The sequence below is a fragment of the Algibacter sp. TI.3.09 genome (genome assembly GCF_038154905.1).
Classification (GTDB): Bacteria; Bacteroidota; Bacteroidia; order Flavobacteriales; family Flavobacteriaceae; genus Algibacter.
Genome location: NZ_JBAKAN010000001.1, coordinates 858510 through 874221, shown reverse-complemented (window position 1 = coordinate 874221; position 15712 = coordinate 858510). Strand labels below are relative to the sequence as shown.

Genomic DNA, 15712 nt, shown 5'->3' with positions numbered 1-15712 from the left:
CTATATTTTGCATTTTAGAGCATTTAGCATAGTGACGTAGTATTTTATTTCATATCACTGATACTTATATTTTAATAAGAAGAATCTAAATATTATCTTAGTCAAGTATAAAAGACTACATTTTATTTTAAATCTTAATAAGTCGAATGAAAGCAGATCACCAGGACCAAGCGAAATCAATTTCAGAAACAAGTTTCAGCCAAGAAGAAAAAGATAAAATCATAGAACGTCAACTGCGTTTTCAAGACTTATTAATTAATATTTCTACAACATATATCAATTCAGATTTATCGGATATTGATAAACTTCTAGAAAAATCACTTAAACAAATTTGCGAGTTTGTAGAATCGGATAGAAGCTACATATTCTCCTACGATTTTGTAAACAATACAACCTCCAACACCTATGAATGGTGTGCAGAAGGTATTGAGCCAGAAATAGAGCATCTACAAAATATACCCATAGATCATATTACACATTGGTTAGAGGCTCATAAAAAAGGAGAGGCTTTCTTTGTTGAAGATGTGAGTTTATTACCCGACGATGGTGAGTTTGGTTTAAAAGCCATTTTAGAACCTCAAGGTATAAAAAGTTTAATTACTATTCCTAAAATTAAGAACAATGAGTTAATTGGTTTTATTGGTTTCGACTCCGTTAAAAAGATTAATAAATACAACGATAAGGAAAAGGAAATTCTTTTTGTTTTTGCAAACATGTTGGTAAATGTTAAGCAGCGAAAAGAAAATGAAGACCAAATAAAAGAACAAGAAAAGAAAAAAGAAGAGTTACTAAAAAGCTTATCACAACAAAATGTAGAGCTAAATGAATACGCCCACGTAGTATCTCACGATTTAAAAGCGCCATTAATAAATATACATACTTTGGTAGGTTGGTTTATGTACGACCATAAAGATAAAGTATCAAAAGAGGATATGAAACCACTAGAACAAGCTTTGTTTAATGTGGAAAAAATGGACTTTTTAATTAAGGGTATTTTAGATTACTCTACCGTAGATCGTTTAGAATCTGAAGATAAACATGTTGATTTCAATGAAATGATCGACGATGTTCTTCAAACCGTTTTAACGCCAAGCGATACAACCATAACAGTTCAAGAAAATCTACCAACGTTGTTCGGAAATACTTGGAGATTTAAGCAAGTTTTTCAAAACTTAATTCAAAATGCTATTAAGTATAGTGATAAAGATAACGGCATTATTGATGTTGGATATTCCGAAAAGCCAGAGCATTACGAGTTTTATGTAAAGGATAATGGTATGGGTATTAAAGCAGATTATTTCGATAAAATATTTAAAGTATTTACTAAACTAGAAAGCACTGGAGCTTCTTCTGGTATTGGACTTTCTATTGTTAAAAAGATTATCACGTATTATAATGGTTCTATTTGGTTAAAAAGTGAAGAAGGAGTTGGTTCTACGTTTTTCTTTACTCTTCCGAAAAGTTAATCGTATTAGTTTATAACTAGAATTTTAAACATTACATCCATCCAAGGTTCTAAATAATCATACACTTCAAATTTATCTTTTTCAATAAGAAGATAAATCAATAAGGCAATGCAAGTTTATTACAAATTTATGGGGTTCATAACTTGCTCCAATTTTGAAATCTTCTAATAATTCAACTAGTTTCTTATAATTAGTCTTATATTCGTCGCTTTTAGTCGTTAATAAATGTATTTAATCGATTAAAAATAATGAAATGAATATTGATTTTAACTAAATTATCAAACCCCAAGACATGAAGAAACACTTAATTTCAAACCTACTATTAGTATCTATAGTATTCGTCCTTTTTGGATGTACTAAAGATGAAACAGAAAAAGAAGAAGAAACTCCAGATACTGAAATTGTTATTACAGTTGAAGATTTCGCGACAGCCATAGACGAAAACGAAGAAAACGAAACCAGTTTAGGTACCGTAACAGCAAGTGCAAACGAAGGCGATATAACTTTCAGTATTAAATCTCAAACACCAGATGGCTCAGTAAGTATTAACCCAACTACTGGCGAACTTTTAATTGCAGATAACACGGCATTCGATTATGAAGCAAATACTGAAATTACTGGAGTTATAGAAGCTAAAGTAGATACAGAAACCGAAGATATTAATTTCACCATCACGATAAATGATGTTTTAGATTCTAGCTTAGTCATTACTTCCGATTCAGCTTTTACTATTGAAGAAAACGCGGCTACAGGTACAGTTATCGCAGTAGTAACTGCAACAACAGATAGTAATGAGGCATTAGTTTTTAGTATGGAAAGTGTAAGCGTAGATGGTGCTATTGAAATCGACCCTTCTACGGGAGAAATTAGAGTTGTAGATAGTAGTTTGTTAGATTTTGAAACCTTACCAGAAATAATAACCACTATTGTAGTAACCTTAGAAAACACAGATATCATTTTTGCTCAAGAAATAACAATTGGTTTAATAGATGTTATAGAAGCTTTAACAGCGAGTACGTTTGCAGGTTCTACTGAAGGGTACGTAGATGGAGATATCTCTATAGCAACTTTTAACAGACCAACAGGAATGGCTACTGATGATGCTGGAAATATTTATGTTACCGAATACGGAAACCACACCGTTAGAAAAATTACACCAGCTGGCTTAGTTTCAACTTTAGTAGGTGGTTTTAATGGTTTTGCAGATGGCACAGGAACCGACGCTAAATTATTCCGTCCAACAGATATTATTATGGGTGTAGATGGTTTTCTATACGTTGCAGATAGCTCGAACAACAGAATTCGTAAAGTAAGTTTAGCCGGAGTAGTTACAACTTTTGCTGGTGGCTCTTCTGGCTTTGTAGATGGTATGGGTACCGCTGCTAAATTCAACAAGCCATCTGGTTTAACTACAGATGCTGATGGTAACATTTATGTAGCCGATTTAGAAAACCAAAGTATTAGAAAAATTACAACTGCAGGTGTAGTGAGTACGCTAGCAGGAGGAACCGAAGGTTATAATAATGGTACAGGTAGCAGCGCTCAATTTAAAGATCCAAGAGCCATTGTGTTAAGTAACAATAACGAATTAATGGTTACCGATCAATTTGGTCGTACAGTTAGAAAAGTAACTTTAGCTGGTGTTGTAACTGTTTTTGCTGGTAATGGAGTTTCTGGTTCTAGCGATGGCGTTGGAACAAGTAGCAGTTTTGGTGTGCCAAACGGAATTACTATCGATAATGATGGTAATTTATTAGTTTCTGATAGATCGGAACATAACATTAGAAAAATAACTCCAAATGCAGAAGTAACCACTATTGCAGGTACACGTTCATCAGGTAGTGATGATGGTGTTGCTTCTCAAGCGACATTTTACAATCCTGCAGGTATGTTAGTAACTACAGACGGTACAATCTATATTGCAGATTATGATAATCACAGAATTAGAGTTTTAAAATAATACAGAACCTCAATTTATTTCATATTAAAAAACCTATTAAAGCTAATGTTTTAATAGGTTTTTTCTTTTTAATATATCTTGTGCCAGACAACCACTTTTTAGCAGTTTAATCTATTTTATTTAAAGTTTAATCGAAATAAGACTGCAATTCCTTTTTTAAGTTTTGCCATTGATCTTTATCTCCAGTAATTACTTGTCCGACTTCTTTTAACTTAGACGTTCCGAAACCAATAGCTTCTTTAACACCTATATGTGGCGGTAAAGACAAGGCGCCACTACTAACTACAGCATCAATTATAAATGGCTTTTTACTATGTTTTGCTTGTATTATAGCCGCATCAATATCTTTGGCATGTTCTACGCGCACACCATCGCCACCACAGAGTTTGGCATATTCAGCAAAATTCATATTCGTTTCATGCAAAGCATCTAAACTGGCAGCAAGACCAACTTGTTCCATTTCTAACTTTACAAAACTAAGTTCGGAGTTATTAAAAATCAATACTTTTATAGGGAGCTCATACCGAACAGCCGTAATAAAATCTTGCATCGCCATATTAAAAGCGCCATCGCCACTTAAACACCAAATCTCTTTATCCGGATTTGCCATTTGCGCTCCAATAGCCGATGGCAAACCAACAGCCATAGATCCATGATTAAAAGAACCAATTAAACGTCTCTGTTTATTGAACGAAATATGATGCGCTGCCCAAATAGCCGAAGTTCCAGTTTCCACAGTAAAAATAGCATCGCTAGAAGCATGTTCATTTACTAAATCGGCAAATATTTGTGGGTGCAAAGGTTCGTTTTCACGAGTAGGCGAGGCCTGTTCCTTCATATTCTGTCTCCAATTATTAAAACTCTCTTTTAGTTTATCCATAAATTGAGAATCTTCCTTTTGATTTATCTTCGGATTAAGCAGCTCTAAAAACGATGAAATATCACTCCAAACACCCAAAGTAACGGCTGTTCTATTTCCTATATTTTCTTGTCTAATATCAACCTGAATGGTTTTCGTATCATGCGGAAGAAAATCGATATACGGAAAATCTGTTCCTAACATCAACAATAAATCACACTTCATCACGGCATTGTAACCCGATGGATTTCCTATTAAGCCTGTAAGTCCCACCACATTTTCGGTATCATGATCAAAAACATCACTAGCACGCAAACTGTGGGTAATAGGCGCGTTTAGTCGCTTAGATAAAGCAATTACAGCCTCACGACTTTCACGGCAACCATCACCAGCCAAAATACCAACTGTTTTGGCATTATTTATTAAATGTGCCGCTTCTAAAATCACAGCTTCATCGGGAACTAAATTCGATTTATATTTAAGTATTGGGTGTATAAATTGATCGTTTTCAGCTTTCATTTCAGCAACATTAGCCGCTAATTCAATTCTACAAACCGAGTTGTTAGCCATAGCAATTTTAATGGCACGTTGTATTACCATAGGCGCTTGTTCGGGCGTTTCAATAATAGCCTGATAATCGCAAACATCATCAAAAACCTTTTTCAAATCTACCTCCTGAAAAAAGCTCGTCCCTTGTTGTTTTTGGTTTATTTGTCCGGTAATAGCAATAACAGGCGTGCGTTCTTTTTTTGCATTATAAAGTCCGTTAATTAAGTGCAACGCACCAGGACCAACAGTTCCGGCACAAACCGCTAAATTATTTGTTGTTTGGCTATGACCAAAAGCAGCGAAAGATGCATTACCTTCATGTTTCATTCCTATCCAATCTACGCCATCGCGCTGTTCTATTGCTTTTACAAAAAAGTTAAGGGCATCGCCAGTAACTCCATATACTTTCTTTACGCCAACACTCAATAAAATATCAAGTAATTGTTCTGATACATTTTTAGACATAATTTAATATTTTTAAGTTTATATTTTATTTACCAATACCACTTTGGCATTCGTAAACCAGATTATTATACAATTCCAAATTGGGGTTATTTCCCTATTATTTTTACGGTTACAATACCAAACACAATATGGCCAATAAGCATGGCAATTAATCGCATAGGCATGCTGCCATCCATAGGTGGCATTTCGAAAACCATCCCCATTAATTTCATACCAATTTGGGCAACCACTACAGCAGCAATACCAAATACAACACCTTTTATCCAAGTGTTTTGTATATTAACACTCGGTGCAAAAACATAGCTATAACCAAAAGCTAAGAGTATCCCCATTACAAAGTGTAAAATCCAGCCTTCTACCACAGAAACAATTAATGCGCTCGATAGTATTTTCCATGGCGCCATTTCGGGCATTCCTATATTTGGAGCCATAAGCATAATAATTGTCATGGCTGCGGTTGCTATAATACCTGCGAATACTGATTTTGAAATAGTTTTATTCATTGTAATTCTAATTTTAAAAATTTATGATTCTTTCTTCAATGTGATTTTAATAATGAATGCTGCGTTTTGAGTGAAGCTAAAACCGAAAACAAACAAGTTCTTTTATTAAAGTATTGATTATAAGGTGCAAGTTAGCCGAAGAATGCGTCGCCGATTACCTCATTTAAATAGATTATTGCCGTAGAAATTTTTGAAACAGATAGTTTCTTAAGAAAAAACAGAGTTTTCTTTATTGGTTTTAGACTATATAATTTGAAAAAACGAATTTGAAACAGCTTTTAATCTTTCTTAAACAAATTAATATTTCTGAGACTTTTGTAACACCACTATTTTTCTGTTGTCCAAGTAATAACGAAAAGAATAATATCATGTTTAATTTATTTAAAAAAACAAAAAAGATAATGGGAAAATTAGAAGGAAAAACAGCAGTTATTACAGGTGGTACAAGTGGTATTGGTTTAGCTACAGCGCAAGAATTTGTAAATAACGGGGCCAAAGTAGTGCTTTTCGGTAGAGGGCAAGAGGCCTTAGATGCTGCAGTAAAACAATTAGGAGTAAATAGCTATGGTGTGCAAGGTGATGTAACTAATCATGCTGATTTAGATCGATTATTTGCAGAAACCAAATCTAAGTTTGGAGGTATTGATACTTTATTTATTAATGTTGGAAAAGGAAAATTAGCACCTGTAGCAGATACAGACGAAGCCTTTTTTGATGATATGATGGATGTAAATTTTAAAGGCTCTTATTTTACATTACAAAAAGCAATTAAAAATTTAAACCCAAAAGCGTCTGTAGTTATTACAACCTCATGGTTAAACCAAATTGGTTTTGGTGGCTCTAGTTTATTAAGCGCAAGTAAAGCCGCTTTAAGGTCTCTTGTACGTGTTGCATCAGCAGAGCTTGCGGATCAAGGTATACGTGTAAATGCAGTAAGCCCAGGGCCAATAGGAACTCCTTTTTGGGGTAAAATTGGTTTACCTGACGATGTGCTTTCTGGAGCAGCAGAAGGGATTACAGCACAAACCGCTTTAAAACGTTTTGGAGAACCATCAGAAGTAGCAAAAGCAGTATTGTTTTTAGCATCAGATGAATCTTCATATATTATTGGTGAAGAAATCCCGGTACATGGTGGCATCAACGCTATTTAATTCAATATCTATATAGAATTTCAATTATAAGCCTTATTTTAAATGTTTTAGAATAAGGCTTATTTAAATTTACTGTTATGACAGATTTTTTTTCTGATAATTACACCGATTATAACGATACTGAGTTGGTCGATTTGTCGATAGACGGAAACAAAAAAGCACTTCAAACGCTTATTATTCGTCATCAGCTTTTTGTTTATAATTTGGCATTAAAAATGGTTGGTAATGTTGCCGATGCCGAAGATATTACACAAGAAGTTTTTATAAAAGTTATTACGGCTTTAGCTAAATTTAATGGAGAAAGTAAATTTAGAACGTGGTTATACCGCATCACAGTCAATCATTTTCTAAATAATAAAAAGAAAAACGGAAAGTTACAAGTGGTTAATTTTGAAAATTATTTTAACGACATTGATAATATTCCGAGTTTTGATTTGAATGATCAGGAACAAAAAGAATATAGAGATACCATAGAAGAAATTAGAATTAATTGCACTACAGGCATGTTACTTTGTTTGTCTCAAGAACAACGCATGATTTATATTTTAGGTGAAATGTTTGATTTGGACCACAACCTTGGTGGAGAAATTTTAGGCATTACGCCGGGTAATTTCAGAATTAAATTAATGCGCACCCGAAAAGAACTCTACAATTGGATGAATAAAAAATGTGGATTGGTAAATACCAACAACCCGTGTAGGTGTTCTAAAAAAACAAGAGGCTATGTTGCTGCCGGAATCGTAGATCCCGAAAACTTGCAATTTAACACCAGATATACTTCTAAAATCAGTAAATTTTCTAAAAACAAAGCCACTAAGTTCTCTAATACAGTAGATGAATTAAATAAAAAAGTATTTCAAAGTCATCCCAGTCAAGTACCAATACAAGCTTCAAAAATTGTGGACGATATATTAAACAATAATTTAATTAAATCCATCTTAGATTTTTAAACAGGCTATACATTTCTTTATTTTTTGGTTACAACATTAAACGGTGAAAAATCTATAAACTCGGTATCTACCGTATGATGGTTTATTGTTCTAATCCATTTTTTTGTTTCAAAAGTCCAAAATCGTCCTGTCTCTCCCGACTTGTAAAAATCATCATCAGAATTCTGTTCAAATTGTAATGTTGCTTTACCAGAAAGTTGCAATGTTTCACCCTTTTTATGATCTACAAAAAGCAAAGCCGCTTTCGGGTTTTCATAAATATTACCCAAAGTACTAAACATACTATTGCCTAAATAATCGGGCACACGCAATACGCCATGCTCTAGAATTTCAATAAACCCAGGGTCGCCACCTCGGTGAGACGATTCAATATCTCCTTTTTTGGTTTGTGTTGCTATAAAAAACGTATGAGCCTTACTTATCACATCCAGTTCTAATGCACCTAAAAGCGTTCCGTTTTCATAATTAGAAACAGGAAGTGCTGCATTTTCGGGTACTTCAATAACTTCGCGTTGTATGTGTTTCGGGCAACTCGGGTAGCCCATTTTTATAGCAATACTAAGTTCATTTCCTTCTGTTCGAGCAACACCCCAAGCTCTATATCGTGCGCGTCTTGCAGCTTCATGAAATAATATACCTACGGTTGGCCTAGTTTCAATATTCTTAAAAAATATATCATCTCGATTACTTTTTAGTTTAGATAAATCGAACTTAATTTCTTCTACAGAAGGGATATTAATAAAACCTCTTTCACCAACTAATAAAGACAACCAAAGATCACCATTTTCATCTTCACTACCAGGAAACGCAAGAACCTGATATTCTAAAAAAGGTATCGATCTTGGATGAAGCGAATCCTTTATCATCGGTATTCTTGCTATAGCTATGTTTTCTTCACCTGCTTTTTTTTGCACTGCTAATTGCCCGTCATGGAAAATATCACTCATATGTTTTATCAATATATAGTTATGTAAACAACTCCATCGATTAGACGTGGTTTAGCAAGTAAACTTTCCTAGAAAACACCAATATATTATAAAGCAAAAAATTTATTTAAGATTCATTTATTTCTGTTAAGAAACTCCTGAACCTCAAATAAATTTTATATTAATCTATATCCTTTTTTACAAAGTTACTATTAACAATATTTAGCTAATAAAACCATGGTTTAGGTAGATGCAGACTACTATTTATCGGCACGTTTTTTAAACTTATAAGTAATACCAAAGTTAATTCCGAAAGAAGAATATGGCACCTTTTGAGATAGCTTTTTAGAATCATCGGTATTGGTATTCGATAAATTATCGACATACGTTGTTTTTCTAACCGTACCATCAGGCAAGTTATCTAGCGAGTAAAAACTCTCTACAGCAACCGTTCCATCAGGCAGTACAATATTGGTATTAAACTCAGCAAGTTCTGAGTCTTTACGCTTTAAACTAATACCGTAATATTCGGCCTCTACAAACAAACTGAAATTAGAATCTAAATCGAATTTATAACCCAAAGCCCCAACAAAACCTAACGGAAAATGTCCGTGGAAATCCTCAGTGTAGTTCGTTTCAGAATACGATCCCTCTGGCACACCAAAAGCATCTGCTTCAGCTTCCGAAAACACCGCTTTTCTATACACCACCGCTTCGGTTTTTCCGCCTACTTTTAATAAGGCTCCAAAACGACCGTAAATGTTATTTGTAAATTTATACACCACAGACGTCGATGCTCCAAAAGCACGAGCTCTAGCCACCGCATTTATATCGGTACTAGGCGTATTAACCTCCGATACCGTTTGGTCTGTACCTTGTAGATACCCAAAACTTAAATCGACACCAAAAGACTCATTAAAAAAGTAAGTTCCTCTTATCTGCACATTGGCTCCTTCGCCATAACTCCCATAAGAGTTTCCTGTTTCCGAAACGTTTACCGTTTCTCCTAATTTCATACCTGCACTCGCAAAGGCGTAACCTGTACTCACCGAAACCTGAACTTGGGCATAAGCCAAACCGCTCATTAAAACAGCTGTAAGTACTATGATTGAATGTTTCATAATGTATAATTTAGATTAAAAAATCACAAAAAAATGATTGAAGATTATGATTTTAACATTAATCTAAAAAGTAGTTATTTATATAAATACTTAGAAGTTATCTAATGATGCCATAATTTACAATCGCTGACAAATATACTTTTTTTATAAGATTAGTTAGATGTATTAAATATAAAGATTATCAAGCCGAATAGATAATTCATTCTGTTAATTTTATTAACCATTCTTCTCTGAATTAGTATAGCTTAGTAATGAGTAATTTAAAATATCTTTATACCATTACACCTATGTAAAACTTTAAAACTAAGATAACCTATTAACAAAGTATTCTAGAGTATACTTTTGTTGGGTAATTATAGTTTATTCTACATAAATAATTGAGTGTTTTTTATGTGATTGAGTAGGAGGGAACCCTTAATAGGTATAGAATTTTACTAAATTTGGCATATAAAAAAAGTGATACTTCTATTAATAGAAATATCACTTTTTTTATTTAAGAAGATAACCAATCTTCAAATTATAAACCCAATATTAATTTGAAGCTATAATTTCATCAATTTTTAATCTAAAATCAAGATTTTTTGCGTCTTGAGAATCAATAAATGTTTCAGAATCTGAACCTTTAGAATACACATTAAAGAATAAGCTGTTACCGTACCAATTCTCTAAATCTTCATTGTTAGGTTTGTCTTTTATAAAAATATTTCCATTACTGTTATTGAAATACATTTCACTAAACTTTAGCTTATTCAAGTTTTCAGTAGATAACTCAATTTCATTATCTAATATTACGGCTGGGTTAAATCCAGAAATAACACTTTTACTCATATTTAAAGATGCATCTTTAGATACATAGATACCTTCTTTTACTAAGCCTATTTCAATAGCTGAAGCTAAATCGTTACTTAAATTAATTATCGATATGTTCTTAGCAGTAACCAATGTGGATTTTTTTGAATAATCTACTTCTTCTTTTCTGTTATAAGATGAAATAGACATAGATCTAGATTCTTCTGAACCTGAAACATAAGGAGAGCGTATAGCTAATGAGTTTGTTATGTTACATTGAGTACCATAATTAAAATCAAAATCATTACCATTACTTCTATAAGAAACCATTTTATCTAAATTAACGACTCCTCCAATAACATTAAAAGAATTTCCTTTACAGTAAGTCACCATAACGTTTTCCAAAACAGTTTCGCTTCCAACACCAGCCATAGTAATACCGCTAAAATAACCATTGTCTTTAGTTCTTTTTCCTGCGTACTCTATTCTTACATATTTCAAAACACCTGAATTACTTCTAGCATTTTCTCCTCCATAAAGAGCATTTTGATTGGATACTTGTTGAAAACCATATTTTACATTAGATACACCACCCATTTGATTAATAGGAGCATCACCAAGAATAAATAATCCACCCCAATCACCACTTTTCTTAATATCTTTACTTGACGTAAAAACAATAGGATCTGTTTCTAGACCTTCAGCGATTAAAGTTGATCCTTTACTAATAATTAGAGAACCATTAGATTTAGAATCTCCCATTATAATAGTACCTGGTTCTATAGTAAGTGTTGCGTTTCCTGTTACAAAAACATTTCCTACTAATAAATAGATTTCTCTTTTAGTTAACTTAGTATCTTCAGTAATGTTACCAGTTAAAATTTGACTAGGTTGACCATAATCATTTGTTTTAGGTTTAAAATCTGTCCAATAACTAAGCCAGTTATCATTACCGATTATTCCTTTTTCTTGCTGCGCATAGATACAGCTTACGAATAACATAGTTATAAGTATTAATGTTTTTTGGGTTAAGTTTTTCATAGTTTTTATTTATTCATTACAACATAATCAAGATTAATACCAAATTCAGAATTAATCTAGAAAACAACTTTATCATGATTTGAGGGCCTAATGATAAAATTTTTAAGCGTAATAATTAGAGAGATATTTAAAGTTGTTCTATTTATAAGACACCTTTAAATTTAATAAGTCACAATTTTTATTTTATATTTATTATTAACTGGTGCGAAAATATTTTAAATTCTTGAGAGTTGCTTTTAAAATTAGTTGAACGGTTGTAAAAAAAAGTTTAATAGATAAACGGTCATTAAAAAAAGCATAATAAATGTGTTTTATTAAAAGTTATACTTTAATAAATTTTAAAAAAAAGGGGGTTATAGTGTTTTTTTCTTGAAATAAAATAACACTAACCTATTTATTAATAGCTATATAATAAGTGAAGGATTACTTTAATAAGCAGATAAGAATATTAGAACAACTATGCTCTGTTACATAGCAATTAAATCACTTTCTTAATTATTTAATATTTACATTTTTATCACCTTCTATTATGGATATAATATCAAAACTTTGATTAATCATTTTTTTAATATATAACGATGTTACGAATTCTAGATTAACCCCAACGAATTCTAAAACCCACTTAGATTAGCATGGCTTCTCTTTTAGATTTGATGTATAAATAACAACAATCTAAAAAATAAAACCATGAAATACTTAGTTACACTCTTACTTTTTTGTTCTATCTCTTTAGGCTTTGCTCAAAATAGCGATAGCCCTTATCTAGCGGTTTTTACCAAAGACGCTGTAATTCCTTTAAAATCATCTAAAACAGAAGTCGAAATTTCGGGAACTATTGCGCACGTTAAGCTTACGCAAGTGTATCAAAATAAAGGAGAATCGCCCATAGAAGCTAAATATGTTTTTCCGTTGTCTACTCAAGCCGCAGTTCATAAAATGCAGATGACGATTGGCAATCGTATTATAAATGCCAAAATATTTGAAAAGCAAGAAGCTCAAAAAGTATATGAAACGGCTGTAAAACAAGGGAAGCGAGCAGCTAAACTAGACCAACACAGACCTAATGTTTTCCAAATGAATGTGGGAAATATTATGCCTAGTGATGAAATTACTATTGCTATCTATTACACCGAATTATTAGTTCCTATTAATGGAACCTATCAATTTGTAGCTCCAGCAATAGTAGGTCCAAGATTTACAGGAGAAAGCGAACATGTAGAAGCTGCTTTTAATTCGCCATATACCCCAAAAGGATCTGCAAGTACTTTTAATTATGATATTAAAGTGACACTAAACGCTGGCATGATTATCCAAAATATAAATAGCAGCAGCCACCAAGTAAATATTAATTATCCAGATCCAAAAACAGCAGAAATATTTTTATCAAAAAGTAATAAAAACCCTGGGAACAGAGATTTTATTTTAAACTACAATCTTCGTGGCAATAGTATACAATCTGGTTTATTGTTATATGAACATGGCGATGAGAACTTCTTTGCGCTACAAATGGAACCAACAAACAAAATTAATTTCAAAGATATTCCATCGAGAGAATACCTTTTTATTGTTGATGTTTCGGGGTCTATGAATGGTTATCCTTTAGAAGTTTCAAAAGAACTCATGCGTAATTTACTTTGCGATCTTAGTGCTACAGATACTTTTAACGTTCAGTTATTTGCTTCTAGCTCTACTGTTTTCAGTACAAATTCAGTTGAAGTCAATGAAAAAAATATAGAAGCTGCTATTCTTTTTCTTTCTGAAGGACAAGGCGGAGGCGGTACAGAATTACTCAACGCTTTAAAATTAGCTTATAAATTACCAAGAAAAGACTCAAGCAGTGCGCGTTCTATGGTTGTAATAACAGATGGCTATGTGAGTGTAGAAAAAGAAGCTTTCGAGCTTATTAAAAACAATTTAGACCAAGCCAATGTGTTCACTTTTGGTATAGGCTCTAGTGTAAATCGGTATTTAATAGAAGGTATGGCAAAAGTATCTAATAGCGAATCTTTTATAGCAACCTCTAAAACGGAAGCTTTAGAAACAGCAAAAGCTTTTAAAAATTATATAGAAACGCCTTTATTAACACAAGTAAAACTTAAAGCAAAAGGTTTTGAAATCTATGATATGGCTCCAAGTAGCATTCCTGATGTTTTTGCAGCTAGACCAGTTCTTGTTTATGGAAAATACCATGGTAAAGCAGAAGGAAGTATTATAATTTCCGGCTACCAGGGCAAGAAAAAATTTAAACAAGAATTCCAGGTATATCGAAGTAATGTAAGCTCTAAAAACAAAGCCTTACGTTATTTATGGGCAAGAAAACGAATAGAAGAACTAGACGATTACAATAAGTTGTTTTCTGATGATGTAAAGCAAGATGTTATAGACTTAGGAATAAAATACAACCTGGTAACCAATTACACCTCTTTTGTAGCTGTAGATGAAACCATTGTTAATGAAGACGGTACATTAAAAACTATAAAACAACCGCTTCCTATGCCTAAAAACGTAAGTAATTCGGCTGTTGGAGCAGAAGCAGAAGTCTCTAAAAAAACCATGTTTAAGAAGTCTTTTTCTATAACAATGAATGAAAACCTATTGAAAATCGATAAAAGAAAAATTAAGATGGAATTTAAAGCATTATACACAACTTTAGTAACCAAATACTTAAAACAATATGAAAGCCTACGTATTAAATTTAATGCCGAAGGTGAAATTACAGAAATTGAAGTTCTAGACCATGGTACCTGGGTTTATGCGTCATCTGTTTTTAAAGAATTTACGGGTTTATCTGTAAAAATATTAAATGTGAATAGAAGTATAACTTTAACCTTAAAAAGATGATAAAAAACGTTTTAAAAATAGCAGTTGTATCATGTATCGCGTTAAATATTTATATGATTTTAGTGAGATGTCATTGCATTGATTTTTATTTAAATACTGAATCAGTGCAAACCCGAGATAGTGTATATAATTTTAAACAACAAAACACAAAAGCGGATAGTAACCTTGATTTAGAATATCAATATGAGGAATTTGTAGAATGATAGTTTAACGATTGATTTTTTTTAATTGAAGTTGTTATTCTGAATAGAGAATAAAACAGTTATCACCCTATAATTTCAAAAATTAGAAGAACCTGTAAGGCTTAAAAACTTTGCAGGTTTTCTTTTTGTTGGCATAGATAAACTTGAGGGAAATGGTAATCCAAATAAGTATAAACCATCAAATAACAACGAATTCTAGTTTATAGCTAACGGATACTAGAAGCGACCAAATAAACCCTTAGTTCTCCCTTAATTTTGAGGTATAGAAACATAACAACCTAATATATATACCATGAAAAATCTAATTATTCTTTTAATCACAGTAATCAGTTTTCAGTTTACAAATGCGCAAGAGTTTAATAAAACAAACAAGTATACTGTTGCAAATAGAATGGACACCAAGCAGCAAGAATATGCTACAGCACTGTTCGATATTGTAGCGACAGACGATGCTTCTATGAAAATAGCAACTTTAAGCATTCTAGATCTTGATCTTTTTGAAGATGTTACTATTACATTATTAACAGATCCTAACCTGGATAACATTAATGAAATTATAAAAGTAGACATCAATTATAGCACATGTTGCTACCATGCCGAAACTCATTATTACATGATAACGGATACTAACGAGTCTATTTCATTACCATATATAGAAAACGAATTTTGCGAGAACACAACAACAGAAGTTCAATATATATTCCCAGTACAAAAACTTGGTAAAGAAGCCATAATACTTAAAACAGAGGTCAGCTTTACAGAAAAGCACACTATTAAAGATCTTAAAATTCTACAAAGTTTTGCGTGGAATGATGATGACTTTAACGACAACGAATCAGTAGCCTATTCAGGCATTGACAATAATTAATATTAATCTTTAAATTTATT

The 15712-nt window shown here is 32.4% G+C and carries 11 protein-coding genes; 6 read left to right on the top strand and 5 right to left on the bottom strand.

Features of this window, described 5'->3' with window-relative positions; all coding sequences use genetic code 11:
- Nucleotides 1-146: 146 nt before the first annotated feature.
- Together V6246_RS03375 and V6246_RS03370 are read left to right on the top strand one after the other, a co-directional pair.
- Nucleotides 147-1466, top strand: coding sequence for a GAF domain-containing sensor histidine kinase (locus tag V6246_RS03375; protein ID WP_341558954.1), 1320 nt, complete (start codon nucleotides 147-149; stop codon nucleotides 1464-1466).
- Nucleotides 1467-1758: 292 nt separating this feature from the next.
- Nucleotides 1759-3426 carry an NHL domain-containing protein gene (locus tag V6246_RS03370; protein ID WP_341558953.1) on the top strand — a complete coding sequence of 556 codons (1668 nt, stop codon included), beginning with the start codon at nucleotides 1759-1761 and terminating at the stop codon, nucleotides 3424-3426.
- Nucleotides 3427-3553: 127 nt separating this feature from the next.
- On the opposite strand, the gene V6246_RS03365 is transcribed toward V6246_RS03370, so the two are convergent.
- Complete coding sequence (locus V6246_RS03365; protein ID WP_341558952.1) at nucleotides 3554-5299, bottom strand: thiamine pyrophosphate-dependent enzyme; 1746 nt, start codon at nucleotides 5297-5299, stop codon at nucleotides 3554-3556.
- Between the two features lie 86 nt (nucleotides 5300-5385).
- On the bottom strand, nucleotides 5386-5802 hold the full coding sequence (locus V6246_RS03360; RefSeq protein ID WP_341558951.1) for a DUF6789 family protein: 417 nt from the start codon (nucleotides 5800-5802) through the stop codon (nucleotides 5386-5388).
- Between the two features lie 401 nt (nucleotides 5803-6203).
- Here V6246_RS03360 and V6246_RS03355 point away from each other — a divergent pair, with 401 nt between their 5' ends.
- Nucleotides 6204-6953, top strand: coding sequence for an SDR family oxidoreductase (locus tag V6246_RS03355; protein WP_341558950.1), 750 nt, complete (start codon nucleotides 6204-6206; stop codon nucleotides 6951-6953).
- Between the two features lie 77 nt (nucleotides 6954-7030).
- Entirely contained in the window at nucleotides 7031-7903 is an 873-nt protein-coding gene (locus V6246_RS03350) for an RNA polymerase sigma factor (protein WP_341558949.1), read from the top strand.
- Nucleotides 7904-7920: 17 nt separating this feature from the next.
- Here the strand turns inward: V6246_RS03350 and V6246_RS03345 are convergent, their stop codons facing one another.
- The 3 genes from V6246_RS03345 to V6246_RS03335 form a co-directional block, all read right to left on the bottom strand.
- Nucleotides 7921-8850, bottom strand: coding sequence for a pyridoxamine 5'-phosphate oxidase family protein (locus V6246_RS03345; RefSeq protein ID WP_341558948.1), 930 nt, complete (start codon nucleotides 8848-8850; stop codon nucleotides 7921-7923).
- 239 nt (nucleotides 8851-9089) lie between these two features.
- On the bottom strand, nucleotides 9090-9950 hold the full coding sequence (locus V6246_RS03340) for an outer membrane beta-barrel protein (RefSeq protein WP_341558947.1): 861 nt from the start codon (nucleotides 9948-9950) through the stop codon (nucleotides 9090-9092).
- 531 nt (nucleotides 9951-10481) lie between these two features.
- Nucleotides 10482-11780, bottom strand: a complete 1299-nt coding sequence (locus V6246_RS03335; protein WP_341558946.1) for a hypothetical protein — start codon at nucleotides 11778-11780, stop codon at nucleotides 10482-10484.
- A gap of 687 nt (nucleotides 11781-12467) precedes the next feature.
- Between V6246_RS03335 and V6246_RS03330 the strand changes: the two genes are divergently transcribed.
- The gene (locus tag V6246_RS03330) at nucleotides 12468-14621 is read left to right on the top strand and encodes a VIT and vWA domain-containing protein (protein WP_341558945.1); all 2154 of its coding nucleotides are present in this window, start codon (nucleotides 12468-12470) and stop codon (nucleotides 14619-14621) included.
- 495 nt (nucleotides 14622-15116) lie between these two features.
- Nucleotides 15117-15692 carry a hypothetical protein gene (locus tag V6246_RS03325; protein WP_341558944.1) on the top strand — a complete coding sequence of 192 codons (576 nt, stop codon included), beginning with the start codon at nucleotides 15117-15119 and terminating at the stop codon, nucleotides 15690-15692.
- Nucleotides 15693-15712 lie beyond the last annotated feature (20 nt).

Bases quoted from the DNA above. Each gene is read 5' to 3' on its own strand.
- V6246_RS03370 (WP_341558953.1), top strand. From the start codon at position 1,759: ATGAAGAAACACTTAATTTCAAACCTACTATTAGTATCTATAGTATTC.
- V6246_RS03365 (WP_341558952.1), bottom strand. From the start codon at position 5,299: ATGTCTAAAAATGTATCAGAACAATTACTTGATATTTTATTGAGTGTT.
- V6246_RS03360 (WP_341558951.1), bottom strand. From the start codon at position 5,802: ATGAATAAAACTATTTCAAAATCAGTATTCGCAGGTATTATAGCAACC.
- V6246_RS03335 (WP_341558946.1), bottom strand. From the start codon at position 11,780: ATGAAAAACTTAACCCAAAAAACATTAATACTTATAACTATGTTATTC.
- V6246_RS03345 (WP_341558948.1), bottom strand. From the start codon at position 8,850: ATGAGTGATATTTTCCATGACGGGCAATTAGCAGTGCAAAAAAAAGCA.
- V6246_RS03355 (WP_341558950.1), top strand. From the start codon at position 6,204: ATGGGAAAATTAGAAGGAAAAACAGCAGTTATTACAGGTGGTACAAGT.
- V6246_RS03340 (WP_341558947.1), bottom strand. From the start codon at position 9,950: ATGAAACATTCAATCATAGTACTTACAGCTGTTTTAATGAGCGGTTTG.
- V6246_RS03350 (WP_341558949.1), top strand. From the start codon at position 7,031: ATGACAGATTTTTTTTCTGATAATTACACCGATTATAACGATACTGAG.
- V6246_RS03330 (WP_341558945.1), top strand. From the start codon at position 12,468: ATGAAATACTTAGTTACACTCTTACTTTTTTGTTCTATCTCTTTAGGC.
- V6246_RS03325 (WP_341558944.1), top strand. From the start codon at position 15,117: ATGAAAAATCTAATTATTCTTTTAATCACAGTAATCAGTTTTCAGTTT.
- V6246_RS03375 (WP_341558954.1), top strand. From the start codon at position 147: ATGAAAGCAGATCACCAGGACCAAGCGAAATCAATTTCAGAAACAAGT.